Annotated in this window: 17 protein-coding genes; 13 read left to right on the top strand and 4 right to left on the bottom strand. The window is 68.9% G+C overall.

The features are described 5' to 3' along the window. Positions 1–36: 36 nt before the first annotated feature. Positions 37–723 (bottom strand): GntR family transcriptional regulator, encoded by a 687-nt coding sequence (locus tag ACWEOI_RS18320; RefSeq protein WP_452360337.1) that lies wholly within the window; start codon positions 721–723, stop codon positions 37–39. Between the two features lie 207 nt (positions 724–930). On the opposite strand from ACWEOI_RS18320, the gene ACWEOI_RS18315 reads away from it, so the two are divergent. The 5 genes from ACWEOI_RS18315 (at position 931) to ACWEOI_RS18295 (ending at position 5,901) form a co-directional block, all read left to right on the top strand. Continuing rightward, positions 931–1,674 (top strand): sulfite exporter TauE/SafE family protein, encoded by a 744-nt coding sequence (locus ACWEOI_RS18315; protein ID WP_452360336.1) that lies wholly within the window; start codon positions 931–933, stop codon positions 1,672–1,674. 59 nt (positions 1,675–1,733) lie between these two features. Further along, positions 1,734–2,933 carry an amidohydrolase gene (locus ACWEOI_RS18310; protein WP_452360335.1) on the top strand — a complete coding sequence of 400 codons (1,200 nt, stop codon included), beginning with the start codon at positions 1,734–1,736 and terminating at the stop codon, positions 2,931–2,933. Positions 2,934–3,002: 69 nt separating this feature from the next. Then, a complete protein-coding gene (locus ACWEOI_RS18305) occupies positions 3,003–3,869 on the top strand; it encodes an ABC transporter ATP-binding protein (protein ID WP_452360334.1) in 867 nt (288 codons plus the stop codon). Beyond that, a complete protein-coding gene (locus ACWEOI_RS18300) occupies positions 3,866–4,759 on the top strand; it encodes an ABC transporter permease (RefSeq protein WP_452360333.1) in 894 nt (297 codons plus the stop codon). The genes ACWEOI_RS18305 and ACWEOI_RS18300 overlap by 4 nt, the downstream gene beginning before the upstream one ends. An 8-nt stretch (positions 4,760–4,767) precedes the next feature. Next, positions 4,768–5,901: an ABC transporter substrate-binding protein gene (locus ACWEOI_RS18295; protein ID WP_452360332.1), complete on the top strand. Its 1,134-nt coding sequence runs from the start codon at positions 4,768–4,770 to the stop codon at positions 5,899–5,901. Positions 5,902–5,940: 39 nt separating this feature from the next. Here ACWEOI_RS18295 and ACWEOI_RS18290 read toward each other — a convergent pair whose 3' ends face one another. After that, on the bottom strand, positions 5,941–6,519 hold the full coding sequence (locus tag ACWEOI_RS18290) for a DivIVA domain-containing protein (protein WP_452360331.1): 579 nt from the start codon (positions 6,517–6,519) through the stop codon (positions 5,941–5,943). Between the two features lie 117 nt (positions 6,520–6,636). Beyond that, positions 6,637–7,302, bottom strand: a complete 666-nt coding sequence (locus tag ACWEOI_RS18285; RefSeq protein WP_379274750.1) for a TetR/AcrR family transcriptional regulator — start codon at positions 7,300–7,302, stop codon at positions 6,637–6,639. Between the two features lie 55 nt (positions 7,303–7,357). On the opposite strand from ACWEOI_RS18285, the gene ACWEOI_RS18280 reads away from it, so the two are divergent. The 6 genes from ACWEOI_RS18280 to ACWEOI_RS18255 all read left to right on the top strand — a co-directional run bounded on the left by ACWEOI_RS18280 (position 7,358) and on the right by ACWEOI_RS18255 (position 14,842). Next, the gene (locus ACWEOI_RS18280; protein WP_452360330.1) at positions 7,358–8,851 is read left to right on the top strand and encodes a flavin-containing monooxygenase; all 1,494 of its coding nucleotides are present in this window, start codon (positions 7,358–7,360) and stop codon (positions 8,849–8,851) included. 169 nt (positions 8,852–9,020) lie between these two features. After that, the gene (gene yajC / locus ACWEOI_RS18275; protein ID WP_452360329.1) at positions 9,021–9,419 is read left to right on the top strand and encodes a preprotein translocase subunit YajC; all 399 of its coding nucleotides are present in this window, start codon (positions 9,021–9,023) and stop codon (positions 9,417–9,419) included. Between the two features lie 115 nt (positions 9,420–9,534). Further along, entirely contained in the window at positions 9,535–11,235 is a 1,701-nt protein-coding gene (secD, locus tag ACWEOI_RS18270; RefSeq protein WP_433672700.1) for a protein translocase subunit SecD, read from the top strand. 2 nt (positions 11,236–11,237) lie between these two features. Then, positions 11,238–12,467, top strand: a complete 1,230-nt coding sequence (gene secF, locus ACWEOI_RS18265; RefSeq protein WP_433672701.1) for a protein translocase subunit SecF — start codon at positions 11,238–11,240, stop codon at positions 12,465–12,467. A gap of 92 nt (positions 12,468–12,559) precedes the next feature. Continuing rightward, positions 12,560–14,230 carry an ABC transporter substrate-binding protein gene (locus ACWEOI_RS18260; RefSeq protein ID WP_452360648.1) on the top strand — a complete coding sequence of 557 codons (1,671 nt, stop codon included), beginning with the start codon at positions 12,560–12,562 and terminating at the stop codon, positions 14,228–14,230. A gap of 39 nt (positions 14,231–14,269) precedes the next feature. After that, positions 14,270–14,842 (top strand): adenine phosphoribosyltransferase, encoded by a 573-nt coding sequence (locus ACWEOI_RS18255; RefSeq protein ID WP_433672702.1) that lies wholly within the window; start codon positions 14,270–14,272, stop codon positions 14,840–14,842. 36 nt (positions 14,843–14,878) lie between these two features. Here the strand turns inward: ACWEOI_RS18255 and ACWEOI_RS18250 are convergent, their stop codons facing one another. Beyond that, positions 14,879–15,166, bottom strand: a complete 288-nt coding sequence (locus ACWEOI_RS18250) for a hypothetical protein (RefSeq protein WP_379274760.1) — start codon at positions 15,164–15,166, stop codon at positions 14,879–14,881. A gap of 211 nt (positions 15,167–15,377) precedes the next feature. Here ACWEOI_RS18250 and ACWEOI_RS18245 point away from each other — a divergent pair, with 211 nt between their 5' ends. Beyond that, complete coding sequence (locus ACWEOI_RS18245; protein ID WP_452360328.1) at positions 15,378–17,306, top strand: peptidoglycan DD-metalloendopeptidase family protein; 1,929 nt, start codon at positions 15,378–15,380, stop codon at positions 17,304–17,306. 43 nt (positions 17,307–17,349) lie between these two features. Continuing rightward, on the top strand, positions 17,350–17,829 hold the full coding sequence (locus ACWEOI_RS18240) for an Rrf2 family transcriptional regulator (protein WP_433672704.1): 480 nt from the start codon (positions 17,350–17,352) through the stop codon (positions 17,827–17,829). The last annotated feature ends 17 nt before the right edge of the window (positions 17,830–17,846 follow it).

The raw sequence follows: 17,846 nt of genomic DNA, 5'->3' as shown, positions 1-17,846 counted from the left end.
GTGTTTCGTTCGGGGGCCGTATGTGCTTCCCCGGTGTTACGAAGCGCGCGGAGCCGAACCGGGCTGTGGCGCAGGGTCTTCGGTGCGCCGGCGGAACCGGTAGGCGGTGGCGGCGTGGGCGATGTGGGTGGTGACCACGGCGGCGGCGCGGTCGGGGTCGCCGGCTTCCAGGGCGGCGCAGATCTGTTCGTGCTCGTGCCAGGAGTCGGTGGCGCGGCGGGGGAGTTCGACCGAGTAGACCCAGGCGATCTTCCAGCTCAGCTGCATGATCAGCTGCGCGAGCAGGGTACTGCCCGACGCCTCCGCGAGGACCTCGTGGAAACGGCTGTTGAGGCGAGCGAGCTCGTCGAGGCGGCCCGCGCGCACGGCGTCCTGGCCGAGGGTCGTGAGCTCCTTCAGGCGGCCCAGCTGTTCGGGGGTGCGCCGGACGGCGGCGCGGGACGCGCACAGCGGCTCCAGGCGGGCCCGGATCTCCAGGAGGTCCGCGGCCTCGTCCTCGGTCAGTGCCGCCACGAAAACGCCCGCGTAGGGCCGTGACGAGGCGAAACCCTCGGCTTCCAGGGTGCGAAGCGCCTCCCGGACCGGCACCCGGGACACCCCGTAGCTCTCCGCGAGCGCGTCCTCGGTGAGGCGCTGGCCGGGGGCGTAAGCGCCGCGAATGATGTCGTCACGGATGGCGCGACACAGCTGTTGCGGTGTCATACGCCCGGCGGTGCTGGTCACGGCAGCCTCATCAGGGATTCGGTGGAACGGGGAGTTGCATACGATCCATCGTGGCCTCGGCCGACGGGATGTGGCAAATCTACTGTATCGGCCCGAAAGTCACTGGACGGCCGTCGTATTCACGGGTCCGACTGCGCCACAGTGGTTTCGGGTCGCCGTCCGGCGGTGGTTTGTATACGATGCGGCCATTCTGTTCGGAAGGAACTCATGGATCCCGCGCATCTCGTGCTCCTGTTCGCCGCCGGATTAGGGGCGGGCGTCTGCAATGCCATCGCCGGGGGCGGCAGTCTGCTGTCGTTCCCGGCGCTGCTGGCCACGGGGCTGCCGCCGGTCACGGCGACCGTCACCAACTCGGTGTCGGTCTGGCCCGGATACCTCGGCGGGGCCGCCGCGCTGCGCAAGCGGCTCGACGAACACCGCACCCTGGTCCCCGGGCTGGTGCTGACCGGCGTGGTGGGCGCCACCGGCGGGGTGATCGCGCTGCTGGCCGCGCCGCCCAAGGTGTTCGCGGCGCTGGTGCCCTATCTGATTCTCGCCGCCACCGCGCTGTTCGCGGCACAGCCGCTGGTGTCGCGCAAGCTGTCCGAGCGCGGCGGCGACTCCCGCCTGCGACTGTTCGCGGGCGTGTTCCTCGGCGCCGCCTACGGCGCGTACTTCAATGGGGGCATGGGGATCGTGCTGCTCACCGCGCTGGCGCTGGGGATCGACGCCTCGATCACCCGGCTCAACGGGTTGAAAAGTCTTCTCACGCTCACGGTGTCGAGTACCGCGGTGATCGCGGTCGCGCTGTTCGGGCCCGTCGAGTGGTGGGCGGTCGCGGTCCTCGCCCCGGCCTGCCTGCTCGGCGGCGTCCTCGGCGCCCGGGTGGCGGATCGGCTGCGGCCGGGCGCCTTCCGGGCGGTGGTCATCGTGTTCGGCGTCGGGGCGGGCGCGGCCATGCTGCTGTCCTGACCGCGTTTCCGTCCTGACTCCGCTGTTCTCCCTCTCCTACGACACAGGTGGTGCATCTCATGAACGATCTCCTGCTCCGCGGCGGCCGGCCCTGGACGCCCGGTGCGCCGGTCACGGTCGCCGACATCCTGATTCGCGACGGGCGGATCGCCGCGATCGGATCCGGGCTCACCGCCGACGGCGTCGAGTCCGTGGATCTCGCGGGGGCGCTGGTGCTCCCGGGACTGGTGGACTCGCACTGCCACCTCGACAAGACCATGTACGGCGGGCCGTGGGTGCCGAACACCGGTGGCGGCACGCTCGCCGGGCGGATCGCCAACGGCGAGGGCCGCCGCGACGAACTCGGGCTGCCGAGCGCCGACTACGCGTCGAACCTGCTGGGGGCCATGGTGTCCGCGGGGACCACCCACGTGCGCAGTCACATCGACATCGATCCCGAAGTCGGGTTGGGCGGCGTGGACGCGGTGCGGGCGGCCGTGGCCCGGCACGCGGATCGGGTGGACGTCCAGCTCGTGGCCTTCCCCCAGGGCGGTTTGCTGACCCGGCCGGGCACCGCCGAACTCCTCGAGGCCGCGCTGGCCGACGGGGTGGAGGTGGTCGGCGGGCTGGATCCCGCCGGGTACGACGGGAATCCGGTCGGGCAGCTGGATGTGCTGTTCGACCTCGCCGAGAAGTACGGGGCGGGCATCGACATCCACCTGCACGACCGCGGCGCCCTCGGCGCCTGGCAGTACGACCTGATCGTGGCGCGCACCAAGGCCACCGGTCTGGCGGGGCGGGTCACCATCAGTCACGCCTACGCGATGGGCGAGCTGGAGCCGAGCGAACAGCGCCGGATCGCGGAAAACCTCGCCGAGGCCGGGGTTTCGATGGTGACCTGCGCGGTCGGCAGCGCACCTGTGGTGCCGGTCCGGGTCATGCACGCCGCCGGGGCAGGGCTGGCCCTCGGCAATGACGGCATCCGGGACCTGTGGACCCCCTACGGCGACGGTGACATGCTGCGCCGGGTCATGCAGGTGGCGTTCCGGGATCGCCTGGTCTTCGACGCGGACATCGAACTGGCCCTGGCGGCGGGCACCTACGGGGGAGCGGCCCTGCTCGGGATCGAGGACTACGGGCTGCGCGAGGGCGCGACCGCCGACCTGTTCGCGGTGGACGCCGAAACACCCGCTGCCGCCGTGGTTTCCGTGCCGCCGCGATCGCTGGTGGTCAAGCGTGGCCGCGTGGTCGCGCGGGACGGCCGCCTGCTCGGCGACTGATCGTATACGAAACAAGGGTGTAATCGCCTGGACCGCATTCGGCAACGAGCCGCCGATAGAAATGTGGACATGCGCACCACCGCCTCCACCACCGTCAAAGGCCAAGGCCCGGACGGGAATACGGACGCCTCCGCGAGCGGGAATGCCACCGCCGCCGCCGGCACCGTATACACCGATCCGGCCTTGGCCTTTCATCATGTCGGCCTGACCTTCGAGAACGGCACCCACGCGCTCGACGGCATCGATATCGCCATCCGGCCCGGGGAATTCGTCTCCCTGGTCGGCCCCTCCGGCTGCGGCAAGTCCACCCTGCTGCGGCTCGCGGCCGGATTCGAGAAGCCCACCGCCGGAACCATTTCCGTCGCCGACGGCAAGCTCGGCTATGTCTTCCAAGAAGCGACCCTGCTGCCGTGGCGGTCGGTCCTGCGCAATGTCGAACTGCCCGCGGAACTCGCGGGCGTGGACAAGGCCACCCGGCGGGCCACGGCCCGGGAAGCCCTGGAACTGGTCGGGCTCTCGGGCTTCGAGAACCACAAGCCCGCGCAGCTGTCCGGCGGCATGCGCATGCGCACCTCGATCGCCCGCGCCCTGACCGGTGCTCCGGAACTGTTCCTGTTCGACGAACCGTTCGGCGCGCTCGACGAGATCACGCGGCAACGCCTCAACGAGGAAGTGAGCGGCCTGTACCGGCGCTCGGGCTTCACCGGGGTATTCGTCACCCACTCGGTCGCCGAAGCGGTGTTCATGTCCACCCGGGTCGTCGTGCTGACCGGTCGGCCCGGCCGGGTGGCGGCCGATATCGCGGTGCCCCTGGACTTTCCGCGCTCACCAGAACTGCGATACACGCCCGAGTTCGGGGCCATCGCGGCCGAGGTGTCCGCGGCGCTCCACGAGGCCGAACGAGGCACCGCCCAGCCGCTGGGGCGGGCCGCGTGACCGCCGCGGCCGCGGACAGCGGAATCGTCGTACCGGACGCCACCACCAGCGGCGAACCACGCACCCCGATGTGGCGGCAGCTCCTGCGGAAACCACGCTGGCCCTTCGCGATCGCGCCGATCCGGGTCATCGCACCCGTCGTCGTGTTCGTCCTGGTCATGTCCGCGTGGTCCATCGCCGGTCACTTCCTGATCGCCGAGGAATCCCGATTCCTGTTGCCGCCACCGGAAGCCGTGGTCTCCAAGGGACTCCTGGACACGGCTACCCGCACCGAGATCCTCACCGCGCTCGCAGCGACCGTGCAGATCGCGCTGGTCGGCCTCACCATCGCCATCGTGCTCGGCGTCGCCTTCGCGGTGATCATGAGCCAAGCCCGCTGGGCCGAATACTCCCTCTACCCGTACGCCGTGATCCTGCAGACCATTCCGGTGCTGGCCGTGGTGCCGCTGTTCGGATTCTGGTTCGGCTACGAGTTCGGCAGCCGGGTGATCGTCTGCGTCATGGTGTCGCTGTTCCCGGTCATCACCAATACGCTGTTCGGCCTGAAATCGGTGCAACCCTCCGAGCAGGACCTGTTCACGTTGCACGGCGCCAATCGCCGGCAGCGCCTGCTGAAACTCCAGCTCCCCGCCGCCCTCCCGGCCATGATCTCCGGCTTCAAGATCTCCGCGGGCATGGCGGTCATCGGCTCCATCGTCGCGGATTTCTTCTTCCGCCAGGGCAATCCGGGCATCGGTCGCATGATCGACGTCTACCGGCAGCGGCTGGCCACCGAGGAACTGCTCACCGCACTGCTGCTGTCCTCCCTCGTCGGGCTGATCCTGTTCTGGATCTTCGACTTCCTCGCCGGACGCGTCGACCGCGCGCACGGCAAACGTATCGACCCCTAGGAATGCTCGTGAAGAATCGTGTCCTCGCCGCTGCCGCCCTCACCGGCAGTGTCCTGCTCACCGCCGCCTGCGGTGGGGGAGCCACCACCCCCAAGCCCACCGGGCAGGGCGCGCTGGCCGGGGTCTGTCCGGCCACCGTGGTCATCCAGACGGACTGGTTCGCGACGCCCGAACGCGCCGCCGCCTACCAGTTGGTCGGCCCGAACGGCACCGTCGACGCCAAGAAGGGCGCCTACTCCGGCCCGCTCGGCGACACCGGCGTGAATGTCGAAGTGCGACTGGGCGGTCCGTTCCTGGGTGGGCAGCCGGTGCCCGCCCAGATGTACCAGGACACCTCCATCACCCTCGGCCTGGTCCCCACCGACGAGCAGGTCCGCGCCGCCGCCAAGTTCCCGCTCACCGGCGTCTTCGCCTCCCTGCAGAAGAACCCGCAGATCGTCATGTGGGATCCGGCCACCTACACGGTCAATTCGTGGAAGGACGTGCCCGGCACCAACGCCCCGATCCTGTACTCCGAGGGCAAGATCTACATGGACTACCTGATCGCCCACGGTGACGTGAAGAAGGAACAGGCCGACGCCTCCTACGACGGCACCCCCAGCCGCTTCGTCGCCGAACACGGCCGCGTCATGCAGCAGGGCTACGTCTCCAACGAGCCCTACCGCTGGGAACACGACGTCAAGGGCTGGCAGAAGGCCACCGGCCACCTCCTGGTCGCCGACGCCGGCTACGAGAGCTACCCCCACGCCTGGTCGGTCCGCAGCGGCGAACTCGACAATCTCCGCCCGTGCCTGCAGAAACTCGTACCGCTGCTGCAGCAGGCCGAGATCGACTACGTCACCGACCCCGAACCCACCAACCAGGCCCTGCTCCACATCGCCCAGACCATCCCCGACGGCCCGCCCATGTCCGCCGCGGGCAATACGGACTCGGTCAAGGTGCAGCTGAAGGAGAAGATCGTCGCCAACGGCCCCGGCAACACCCTCGGCAATTTCGACCTCGACCGTGTCACCCGGGCCATCGCCCAGGTCACCCCGCTGCTGAAGTCCCGGGGCCGCGAGGTCCCCGACGGCCTGACGGCGACCACCCTGGTCACCAATGAATTCATCGATCCCGCACGAGGACTCAAACAGCAGGGCTGAATTCGAGCCGGCCGCCTGCGGAGAGCGGTCAGGAAGCAGTCAGGAGTGTGTGCGGGGCTGGTGCGGCTCCGCACACACTCCTTCGAGCTGTCGGACCACCAGGTCCAGGAAGGCGTCGACCTCGTCGAGGTGATAGGCGGGATCGCCGATGGGCGCGAGGTGGAAGGTGATGGCCCGGACCTCGTCCGCGGTCAGGCCGTTGGGGCCGTGATGGGCGAGGGTGGCGGCCAGGCGGTCCAGGAACACCCCTACTTCCTCGGCTCGATAGCCGCGGAAACCGTAAGGGGGAGTGGAGAATTGGATCTGCAGGACGTCCTCGGGGGTGAGCTGGTCGTGGGTGCGGCTCACAGGCTGGTGGGTCCGGCCCAGGCGTAGGTACTCCAGTTCCATGCACAGCCGGTCGAGGAAATCGTCGACCTGTTCGATGTCGTAACCGGGTTGCCCGGGTGGGGGACCGTCGAATTCGACGAGCCGGATATCGGCGACGGTCAGATGGTCGTGGCCCGCCATGGTGTCGGCGATGCGCGCGCAGAAGGCGTCCACCTGGGCGGGGTGGTAGCCGTGCGGCCCGTGCGGTGCGGGGCCGAACCGGCGGCGGCGGACGTCCTCGGGGGTCACTCGGGCCATTGTGCCAAGAGCTTCGTGTCCGAATTACTTCCGCCCCTTGCGGATCCGGCCGCACCGGACATACGGGTCTGTTTGTACACGGTTTTCAGCGCCTGCCGGATCGCCGCCTCAGTGCTTGCGCACGCCGTCGATGAGCAGCGCTCGGATGGCGTGGCTGAGATCGTCCACCGCCCGCGGATCGGGGGTGCGGATGCCGTGCACGATGGCGGCCAGCAGCATGCCGGTGACCGCGCGCGCGGTGTTCACGGTGTCGAGATCCGCACGCAGATAACCGTGTTCGACCCCGTGCTCGAGGTATCCGGCGGTCAAGGCGTCGGCGGTGTCGAGCAGGCCGTAGAGCCGCTCGGTCAATTCGGAGTCGATGCCGGTGGCCTGGAACAGCAGTAGCTGCGCCACCCGCCGGTCCTCCAGGAAGATCCGGTTGAGCGCGTCGCCGATCCGGTCCACCTGCGCCCGGTACTCCTCGAGGCTGTCGGCCGCGTCGGGGGCGTTGTCGGTGCCCAGCGCTTCGATGATCCGCGCGGCCAGGTCGTCGATGACGTGGTCGATGATGTCGCGCTTGTTCTCGAAGTACCGGTAGAAGGTGCCGTGCCCGATGCCGAGCTCGGCGGCGATATCGGCGATGCCGGTGGCGTGGTAGCCCTTCTCGGCGAAACACGCGAACGCCGTGTCGATGATCTCCCGGCGGAGTTCGGCCTTGCGTCGTTCGATTCTCGAGGATGGCTTCGTCACCAGGCCGATGATACGGTGATCACAAACGGAATGAGATGTCATTCCGTGACAGATGAATCATTTTTCGTAGAACGCACAGCTCAGCGGGAGGTTCGGCGTGGCACCTCAGTACGACGCCATCGTGGTCGGGGCGGGTTTCGGCGGTATGGGTGCGGGGATCGAGCTGGATCGGCTCGGCCTGGGCAATTTCCTCATCCTCGAGCGCGAGGACGACCTCGGCGGCACCTGGCATGTCAATCACTATCCGGGCCTGGCGGTGGACATCGCCTCGGTCACCTACTCGTACTCCTTCGAACCCAACCCGAACTGGTCACGGCTGTTCGCACCGGGCTCGGAGCTCAAGAAGTACGCCGAACACGTCGCCGACAAGTACGACCTGCGCCGGCGCATGCGCTTCGGCGCCACCGTGGGCGGCGCCCGCTGGGACGCCGAGCATCAGCACTGGGTGGTGGCGGTCGAGAACGGTGAATCCCTCACCGCGCGTTACCTGATGGCCGCCACCGGCTTCCTGTCGCAGCCCTACACCCCGCCGTTCCCGGGCATCGACACGTTCGAGGGCAAGATCATCCACACCACCGCCTGGGAAGACGGCTTCGACCTCACCGGCACCAAGGCCGCCATCATCGGCACCGGCGCCACCGCCGTGCAGTTGATCCCCGAGGTCGCCAAGAAGGCGCGGGCGCTCACCGTCTTCCAGCGCACCCCGATCTGGGTGGTGCCCAAGGTCGACGCCCCCATCCCGCCGTCGGTGCAGAAGCTGTTCGCGCGCGTTCCGGCCACCCAGAAGGCCGCCCGCCTGATCAACACCTCCATGCTGGAGGCGCTCATGGTGGTCGGCGTACTGCACTTCAAGCAGGCCAAGCCGCTCAACAAGGCCGCCGGACTGCTCGCCAAGGCCCACCTGCGCACCCAGGTCCGCGACAAGCGGACCCGCGAGAAGCTCACGCCGGACTACGATTTCGGCTGCAAGCGGCCCACCTTCTCGAACCTGTACTTCAAGACCTTCAACGAGCCGCACGTGCGCCTGGAGACCAACTCCATCGAGCGCATCGAGCCCGACGGCATCGTCACCGCCGACGGCCACAAGACCGAGGTCGACACCCTCATCCTGGCCACCGGATTCAACCTGTGGGACGTCAACTTCCCGGCCATCGAGATCGTCGGCCGCGACGGGGTGAACCTCGGAAAGTTCTGGCGCGACAACCGTTTCCAGGCCTACGAGGGCATCACGGTGCCGAAGTTCCCCAACTTCGTCAGCCTCAACAGCCCATACTCCTACAGCGGCCTGTCGTACTTCACCACCATCGAGGCGCAGATGAAACACATGACGCGCCTGTTCGGGGAGATGTTCCGCCGCGGCGAGCAGGTCTTCGAGGTCACCGAGCGCGCCAACGCCGAATTCCTGGACCGCGTCACCGACAAGCTCGGCTCCTCGGTCTTCTACGGCGGCCAGTGCTCGACCGCGCGCAGCTACTACTTCAACCAGCACGGCGAGGCCGCCCTGCTGCGCCCGACAAGCACCCTGAACGCTCACCGCGAAGCGGCCGGCTTCCCCCTGGACGACTACAGCTACGGACAGCGGCCCGCCTGAGTGAGACTGCGCGGTCGGCACTGTCGGGGGCCGACCGCGTGGCCCGGGGAATCAGCCCTGGGCGAAAACGGGTGGACTCCGGGACAGGTCGGCGCGCGTTCTCTCAGGGATTACTGGCAGACTGTCGGGAAACAACCGTCTGACCACTGACCAGGAGCTGACTTCGACGATGGACCTTCTGCTGCCGCTGCTGCTGGTTGCCCTGCTCATCCCGATGTTCCTCGGCGTACGCCGCCAGAAGCGGGAGATGGCGAAGGTGACCGACATGCAGGACGCCCTGAAGGTCGGCGACCGGGTGGTCACCACGTCGGGTCTGTTCGGCACCGTGGTCGAACTCGATGACGCCACCGTCGATCTGGAGATCGCCGAAGATGTCGTCACCACCTGGCTGCGCAAGTCGGTGCTCGAGGTGCGCAACGACGAGGAGGCCGACGACACGGCCGCCGACGACGACACCGCCGCCACCCCCGCGGCCGACGGCACCACCGCCTCGGCCAACGGCGCCGCCGCGGCCGAGGACGCCACCGCCGAAGCCGCCGACGACACGCCGCGGCTGACCAAGGACTGAACACATCCGGCGCCATCGGCCGCTCCGGGCTGTACTCGACGTACACCGGCGGCCGGTGGCGCTGCGGTGTGTACCCGCTAGTTCCACCCTCGATCCCGCCTAGGAGATAAGTACTGTGCCACCTTCACAGGGAACGGCGCATCCATTGCGCCTGCTCGGCGTCTACGCCGCGCTGGTGGCTTTGATGTTCGGCCTGATCTTCTTCACCGGCGACAAAGTCCACACCCCGAAGCTCGGCATCGACCTGCAGGGCGGCACCCGGGTCACCCTGACGGCTCGCACCCCGGACGGCGGCAAGCCCAGCCAGGACAGCCTGAAGAAGGCCCAGGACATCATCGAGAAGCGCGTCAACGGACTCGGCGTCGCCGGCTCCGAGGTCGTCATCGAGGGTGACAACCTGGTGATCACGGTCCCCGGCGAGGACGGTGCGCAGGCGAAGTCGCTGGCCACCACCGCCAAGCTGTACGTGCGCCCGGTGCTCAATGTGACCGCGCCGCAGGTCGGCAAGCAGACTCAGCCGCAGCAGCCGCCCGCGGGCGCCCCGACCACCGCCCCGGCAGCGCCCAGCACCGTGACGCCCGAGACCACCTCGTCCGCGCCCACCACGTCGGCGGCGGCGACCACCGAGGCGACGGTCCCGCAGAACCGGGTGTTCCCGGCGCAGGCCCCGACCACCCCGTCGCCGACTCCGGCGCCGAGCCCGCAGCAGTCGCAGCAGGAGATCGCGGCCGCGAAGGCGTTGCGCCAGAGCACCGATCAGGCCGCGCAGCTGCAGGCCATGGCCACCATGGACTGCACCAAGCCGGATCCGCTGCAGGGCAACGACGATCCGAACCTGCCGCTGGTCGCGTGCAGCAGTGACGGCACCGAGGTCTACCTCCTCGACAAGTCCAAGCTGGACGGCCAGGAGATCAAGAACGCGACCGGACAGCTGGATTCGCGTCAGGGCCGCTGGGTCGTCGACGTCGAGTTCAAGTCGAGCGGTTCGGACGCCTGGGGCAAGCTGACCAACGAGTACCTGAACAAGCAGCTGGCCTTCGCGCTGGACACCAAGGTGGTCAGCGCGCCGCGAGTCGAGTCCGGCAACCAGTTCGGCGGCAGCACCCAGATCAGCGGCAACTTCACCGCCACCACCGCCAAGGAGCTGGCGAACTCCCTGAAGTACGGTTCGCTGCCGCTGTCGTTCACCACCTCCGAGGCCGAGACGGTCTCCGCGACGCTGGGCATGTCCTCGCTGCACGCGGGCCTGATCGCGGGCGCGATCGGCCTGGTGGCGGTGCTGCTGTACTGCCTGCTCTACTACCGCATGCTCGGCTTCCTGGCCGGTTTCTCGCTGCTCGCGGCGGGTGTCGCGGTGTACGCGCTGATCGTGTTGCTGGGCCGCTGGATCGGGTTCACCCTCGACCTGGCCGGTATCGCGGGTCTGATCATCGGTATCGGTATGACGGCCGACTCGTTCGTCGTGTTCTTCGAACGCATCAAGGACCAGATGCGCGAGGGCCGCAGCTTCCGCTCGGCGGTGCCGCGCGGTTGGCAGCGCGCCCAGCGCACCAACCTCTCGGGTAAGACGGTCTCGCTGATCGCCTCCGCGGTGCTGTACCTGCTGGCCGCGGGTCAGGTGAAGGGCTTCGCCTTCACCCTCGGTGTCACCACCGTCCTCGACGTCATCGTCCTGTACCTGGTGACCGCGCCGCTGATGATGCTGGTCTCGAGGTCGCCGTTCTGGGCGAAGCCGTCGGTGAACGGTCTGGGTGCAATTGCAGAGCTGGCACAGGAACGCAAGGCCACCGCCGGCGTTCTGGTGAAGGAGGCGTGATCATGGCCAAGTCCTCACCCATCGTGGTGGATTCCGACTCCGAGCTCGACTACGAGGCGACGCCCGCGGACAAGCGGCACAGCCTGTTCGAGCGGCTCTACACCGGCACCGGCGGTTTCGAGATCGTCGGCAAGCGCAAGGTGTACTACGGCATCGCCGCCGCGCTGATCGCGATCGCGATGGCCAGCATGGTGTTCAAGGGGTTCACCCTGGGCATCGACTTCGCCGGTGGTTCGCGCATCCAGCTGCCCGCCTCGGACAGCGTCACCACCTCCAAGGTGGAGGATGTCTACCGGTCCGCGCTCGGCCACGACCCGGTGACCGTGCAGAAGGTGGGCTCGGGCTCCTCGTCGACCATCCAGATCCGTTCGGATTCGCTGAACGCCGAGCAGGCCGACAAGCTGCAGAACGCGCTGTACGACTCGTTCCAGCCGAAGGACTCCAGCGGACAACCCAACCGCAACGCGATCAGCGTGGCCGAGATCAGTGAGACCTGGGGTGGCCAGGTCACCCACAAGGCCTTGCTCGCGCTGGTGGTGTTCGTCGGATTGACGATGCTCTATATCGCGATCCGCTTCGAACGAGACATGTCGTTCGCGGCCATCGCCTCGCTGTTGTTCAACCTCATCGTGACCGCGGGCATCTACTCGCTGGTCGGATTCGAGGTGACGCCCGCGGCGGTGATCGGTCTGCTCACGATTCTGGGCTACGTGCTCTACGACAACGTGGTCGTCTTCGACAAGGTCGAGGAGAACACCAGCGGTGTGCTGCACCTGACCAAGCACACGTACGCGGAGAAGGCGAACCTCGCCGCCAACCAGACCCTGATGCGATCGATCAACACCACCGTCATCGGCATCCTGCCGATCATCGGCATGCTGGTGATCGCGGTGTGGTTGCTGGGCGTCGGCACGCTCAAGGACCTGGCGCTGGTGCAGCTGGTCGGCATGATCGTCGGTGGTTACTCGTCGATCTTCTTCGCCGTCCCGATCCTGGTGTCGCTCAAGGAGACCTGGGGTCCGGTCGCAGCGCACACCAAGAAGGTGCTCAACCGCCGTGCGGGCGGCAGCCGCGCCCGCGTGGGCGTGGCGGCAGCCGAGCGGGCCGGCGTCGCCGGTCGCGGCTCGGACGCCAACGGCGCCGCGCGCGAGCACGGGCCGCGTAGCCAGGTCACCCGGGCGCCGCGTCCGGGCGCCCGGCCGAGTGGGAAACGACAGCAGCGACGGCACTAGGCGCACAGGGGGTTTCGCGGGTGAAGCAAGACCAGAAGATTGTGCGCCGGACCGCCGTCGACACGACTGTGCGCCGGACCGTCGTCGCGCTGATGGCGGGCACGCTCGCCGCCGGCGCGCTGGCGGGCTGCGCGGGTAAGAACCAGGTGCCCTCCATCGGGTACGGCGTGGACGCGGTCGTCGCCACCTACAACGGCGGCAGTGCGCTCGGCGCGAACAGCGGTGCGACCGCGGTGTTCTCGCGGGTGCTGACCGGGTTCTTCTACACCGGACCCGACGGGCAGCCGGTGGCCGACACCGACACCGGCACCGCCAAGGAGGTGCCGGGCGAGTCCCAGACCATCCAGTACCGGCTCAACCCGGAGGGCGTCTATTCCGACGGCATCCCCACCTCCTGCGACGACCTGGTGCTGACCTGGGCCGCGCGCAGCGGGCGGTTCACCAAGCCCGCTCCGGGCGGCCCGGTCCCGATGTTCGAGGCGGCGAGCACCGACGGCTACCGCGATATCGAACGCGTCGACTGCCAGCCCGGGTCCAAGGACGCCACCGTGCTGTTCCGCCCGGGCAAGCACTATTCGGCGTGGAAGACGCTGTTCAACGCCGCCGAGCTGATGCCCGCGCACGTGGTCGCCACCCAGGTGAAGATCCCGAACGTGGTGACCCCGGTGCAGACCGGCGACCAGCCCACCCTGGAGCGGGTCGCCGACTTCTGGAACAACGGCTGGAAGCTCACCCCCGGCAAGGTGGACGCCACGGTGCTGCCGTCGTCGGGCCCGTACCGGATCGACTCCTTCACCGACAAGGACGGCCTGGTCCTGGTGAAGAACGAGAAGTGGTGGGGCAACCAGCCCCGGACCGGACGCATCGTGGTCTGGGACCGGCACTCGGACCTGAAGTCCAAGGTGTCGGACAATTCGATCGGTGTGCTGGACGTGGGCGCGGGATCGCTGGGTGACGTGGGCCTGGGCAGCTTCCACAGCCAGAATCTGCCCGGTCGCGGCGTCGAGCAGCTGGTGCTCGCCACCGGTGGCGTGTTCGACCGTACGGACGCGCGGCGCGGCTTCGCCTCCTGCGTGCCGCGGCAGGCGCTGTTCGAGAAGTTCGGGCACCCGGACTACACCGTGAAGATCGGCCCGGGCGCCGGGCCGCTGAATTCGCGGACCGTGCAACAGGATTCGGTCTACTACCAGTCGATCTCGGGCGCGGGCGACAAGTACAAGGGCGACGGCACCGCCGCCCAGGCCGCCGCGTCCTCGAGCGTGGCGAACCAGACCGTGCGGATCGGCTACGTCAAGCCCGACGAGCGCCGCGCCGCCATGGTCGCCGCCATCGCCGACGCCTGCAAGGCCGCCGGGGTGAACGTGATCGACGCGGGCGCACCGGATTTCACCGCCGCGCAGCTCACCGAGGGCAAGGTCGACGCGATCCTGGGCGGCACCGCCGCCATGCCGGGCCCCTCCGGCACGCTCGCCGCGACCGACGCCATCGCCGCGCTACGCACCGGCGCGGGCCTGAATTTCGGGCGGTTCGGCAACGGCCGCTACGATGCCATCGCGGATCAGCTTGCGGCGGAGGACAACTCGACAGCCGTGCTGAATCTGCTCAATGAGCAGGAGAACCTGCTCTGGAGCGAGATGCCGTCGATTCCGCTGTTCGCCTCCCCCCGCACCATCGGGTTCGGCAACGGCATGGAGAACGGGATCGCCAGCGCCACGAAGGCGGGCGCGGGCTGGAATATGGATCGCTGGGTACTGAAACGGTAGTTGTGCCGGACCGGCGTGGTGAACGAGGAGTGGGTGTAGATGAGCAAGCACGAGATGCTGGATACGGCCGAACTGGTGGGGGAGCGGGCCGCCCGGGCCGAGGAAGCGGTGCGGCGGCTGACCCGCTGGCACGATGACTTCCCGACGCCGGGCGTGCGTTTCGCCGACCTGACCCCGGTGTTCGCCGATTCCGCGGGCTTCCGCGCCGTGCTCGACTGCTTCGCCTCCTGCGCCCCCGACGCCGACCTGGTCGCCGGTGTCGACGCGCGCGGCTTCCTACTGGGCGCGGGCGTTGCCGCCATCCTCGGCACCGGCGTGGTCGCGGTCCGCAAGGCGGGCAAGCTGCCGCCGCCGGTCATCTCCCGCGAGTACACCCTCGAATACGGTTCGGCCGCACTGGAGATCCCCGCCGACGGCATCGATCTGAAGGGCCGCAAGGTGCTGCTGCTCGACGATGTGCTCGCCACCGGCGGAACCCTCGCCGCGGCGGCCGAACTGTTCATCGCCGCCGGCGCCGAGGTGACCGCGGCGGCGGTGGTGCTCGAGCTCGGTTTCCTCAACGGCCGTGAGCGCCAGGGGGATTACCCGGTGACCTCCATCGTCAAGCTCTGACCTGCTCTCTCCGGTCGCGCATCATCGTCCGCTCGGTCAGCGGGCGATGATGCGAGCCACGAATCCGCTGACCACCAGCCAGAAGATGGCGGCCAGGCCGTAGTCCAGGATGATGTCGAAGTCGACGCTCCCGGTGTGGAACAGCCCCGGGAAGAACAAGGCGAGTGGTTCGGCGAGCCCCTTGATGAAGACGAAGAACTTGTTGGACTGGTCGGCATTGAGGACCAGCATCAGGATGTAGACGCCCTCGATGAGGGCGAACAACGCGCCGACGCCGCTGATGATGCGAGCGGCGTGGACTTCATTGCGGGCGACGTACGGCATACCCCAGGGATGCCCGCGGTATGCGGGTCGAAACAGACACGCAGGTTCTGTCAACAGAGACACGCACGCCAGGTGTGACAGTCGCGCAGGTCCGTGAAACCGCGTGTCCGCCATGGCATGATGTCCGAGTGATCAGCGCGGCGGCCGGGAGCTTTCGGGCGTGAGGCCCAAATACCTCGTGGGTGGGGCGATCTGCCTGATATTGGGGATGATGACGCTGCTGCTCGTCATCATCCTGCCCGCCAGTGAGACCAGTTGCGGCCCTGGATCGCCCGCCATCCCCGCGCTCACCTCCGCGCGCACCGAACCCAGCTGCCCGTCCACCGGTTCGCCGGTCGAGGCGGGGCTGCAGGAGGGCGCGCTGCGTGTCCTGCGCTGCACGGTGGCCCGCTTCGGGATGATGGATATGCGCGGCGTGGTCGACGACGACGCCACCCCGGACCTGAAGGCCGGGCGCGCCGTGGAATTCATCGTCGGCGGCGATTCCGGCAAGGGCGACGCCATCGTGTCGTTCCTCCAGGAGAACGCCGCCGCCTTCCACGTCGACTACCTGATCTGGAAGCAGCGCAGCTGGACTCCCGGCGCGGCCGCCGGCATCCAGTGGACTCCGCTGGGCGATCGCGGCGACGCGGCCCGCAACCGCCTGGACCGGGTACTGGTCACCGTCAAGGACGCGGCCCCCACCTCGACCGTGCTCGCCCCCGCCAACGCCTCCATGGCCGCCGCGCCCGGCCGGGTGAACGAGGCGGGCAGCCTCACCGGCGCGGGGCGCCACCAATATCCGCTCGCCGCAGGCACATTCACCATCTCCGACACCTTCGGGGCGCGCGGTGGCGCGCACCTGGGCGTGGACATGGCGGCCGCCGCGGGCACCCCCATCTACGCCGCGGCCGACGGTCTGGTGGTGGCCTCGGGCGCGGCCTCGGGCTTCGGCGACTGGGTGGTCATCGACTCCCTCGACGAGAGCGGCCGCCGCTACTCCACGGTGTACGGGCACATGTACGAGAACGGCATCTTCGTGCGCACCGGCGACATCGTGCAGATGGGCCGCCACATCGCCGACGTCGGCAGCAATGGCGAATCCTCGGGCCCGCACCTGCATTTCGAGCTGGTCCCCGGTGGGCGCATGACCGGCGGCCGCCAGGTCGACCCGATGCCGTGGCTGGCCGGCGGCAGCATCCCCGCGCCCTCGGGGCCGTACTGCGAGAACGGATTCGGCACCGCGGGCGGCAATCTCGCCTCCGGGAAGGTGCCCGCCGAACTCGAGATCTGGTACCGGCGCGCGGGTTCGCTGTGCCCGGAGATCGGCGCGTCGCTGCTGGCCGCGCAGGGGCAGGCCGAATCCGGGTTCCGTACCGACGCCGTCTCCCCGGACGGCGCGCAGGGCATCGCCCAGTTCATGCCCGGCACCGCCCGCGCCCTCGCCCCCGACGGACAGCCCTACGTCATCGACGCGGACGGCAAAGGCTATGCCAGCGTGCTGGACCCGGCCGACGCCATCATCGGGCAGGGGCGCTACATGTGCGCCATCGCCAAGACCATCGAGGGCTGGATGGCCGCCGGGAAGGTGTCCGGTGACCTGACCGCGCTCACCGTCGCCGCCTACAACGCCGGTGAGGGCGCGGTCCTGTCCTCGGGCGGCATGCCCAACCAGATCTCGCGGCACTACACCGAGACCCGGCCGTACGTGGCGCGCATCCTCGCCGCCGAACCCGGGTTCCGCAGCCTCGGCAGTGAGGGCCGGTTCCAGGCCGACCCGCACGCCGATCTCGGCCCGCAGATCGTGGCCGCCGGTGAGCAGTGGATCGGGACGCCGTACGTGTTCGGCGGCGGCGGCCCCGGCGGGCCCAGTGACGGCGGCTTCGACCAGGCCGGATTGACCGCGGCCGCGGTGTTCGCGGGCAGCGGCAGCACCATCACCCTGGCGCGGACCGCCGAACAGCAGTGGGAGCAGGGCGTCGAGGTGCCGTTGCTGTCGGCCAAGCCCGGCGACCTGGTGTTCGGGTCGTTCGGGCCGCGGGGACCCTCCGACGTCGGCATCTACACCGGTGGCGGCCGCATGCTGCACGCCGAAGCCGGCGGCAAGGTCGGCGAGGTGCCCCTCGCCAATGGCATGAAGGCGTGCCGCATCGCCGGCTGAACGGGGTTGGCCCGGGGTATCGGGACATGTAGTATCCCTATTCATGTTGATGGGTGAAGGCGTCGAATGGGGGCTGCACTGCTGTGTGGCCCTGGGCTGGCTCGACGACCACGCGCCGATCGCCACCGCCCGGCTCGCCGAGATCTTCGAACTCCCGCCGGAGTACCTGAAGAAGCGGCTCCAACCGCTCGTGCGGGAAGGGATCCTCGAGTCCACTCCCGGAGCGCGCGGGGGATACCGGCTGGCGCGGGCGCCCGAACGCATCACCCTGATGGACGTCGTCGCCGCCGTCGAAGGGCGTACGGCAGCCTTCCGATGCACCGAGATTCGCCGTCGTGGCGCGGGCGCCGCGCGGGGGAGCGAGGAATTCGCCAAACCGTGCGGCATCGCCGCGGCCATGGGGCGGGCGGAACTGGCCTGGCGGCGGGAGCTGACGGCGCAGACCGTGGCCGACGTGATGGCCGGGACGCCCGCCAATGCCTCGAAGTACACGCGCCGCTTCTACGAGAACGTGACCGGCTGACCGGTCGTTTCGCCCGC

It is taken from the genome of Nocardia sp. NPDC004340 (assembly GCF_053602575.1).
This window is presented reverse-complemented; position numbering and strand designations above follow the sequence as displayed.

Excerpts from the sequence above, each read along its gene's own strand:
- ACWEOI_RS18315 (WP_452360336.1), top strand. The coding sequence starts at position 931 with ATGGATCCCGCGCATCTCGTGCTCCTGTTCGCCGCCGGATTAGGGGCG.
- ACWEOI_RS18310 (WP_452360335.1), top strand. The coding sequence starts at position 1,734 with ATGAACGATCTCCTGCTCCGCGGCGGCCGGCCCTGGACGCCCGGTGCG.
- ACWEOI_RS18305 (WP_452360334.1), top strand. The coding sequence starts at position 3,003 with ATGCGCACCACCGCCTCCACCACCGTCAAAGGCCAAGGCCCGGACGGG.
- ACWEOI_RS18285 (WP_379274750.1), bottom strand. The coding sequence starts at position 7,302 with ATGACATCTCATTCCGTTTGTGATCACCGTATCATCGGCCTGGTGACG.
- yajC (WP_452360329.1), top strand. The coding sequence starts at position 9,021 with ATGGACCTTCTGCTGCCGCTGCTGCTGGTTGCCCTGCTCATCCCGATG.
- secF (WP_433672701.1), top strand. The coding sequence starts at position 11,238 with ATGGCCAAGTCCTCACCCATCGTGGTGGATTCCGACTCCGAGCTCGAC.
- ACWEOI_RS18260 (WP_452360648.1), top strand. The coding sequence starts at position 12,560 with ATGGCGGGCACGCTCGCCGCCGGCGCGCTGGCGGGCTGCGCGGGTAAG.
- ACWEOI_RS18255 (WP_433672702.1), top strand. The coding sequence starts at position 14,270 with ATGAGCAAGCACGAGATGCTGGATACGGCCGAACTGGTGGGGGAGCGG.
- ACWEOI_RS18250 (WP_379274760.1), bottom strand. The coding sequence starts at position 15,166 with ATGCCGTACGTCGCCCGCAATGAAGTCCACGCCGCTCGCATCATCAGC.
- ACWEOI_RS18245 (WP_452360328.1), top strand. The coding sequence starts at position 15,378 with ATGACGCTGCTGCTCGTCATCATCCTGCCCGCCAGTGAGACCAGTTGC.
- ACWEOI_RS18240 (WP_433672704.1), top strand. The coding sequence starts at position 17,350 with ATGTTGATGGGTGAAGGCGTCGAATGGGGGCTGCACTGCTGTGTGGCC.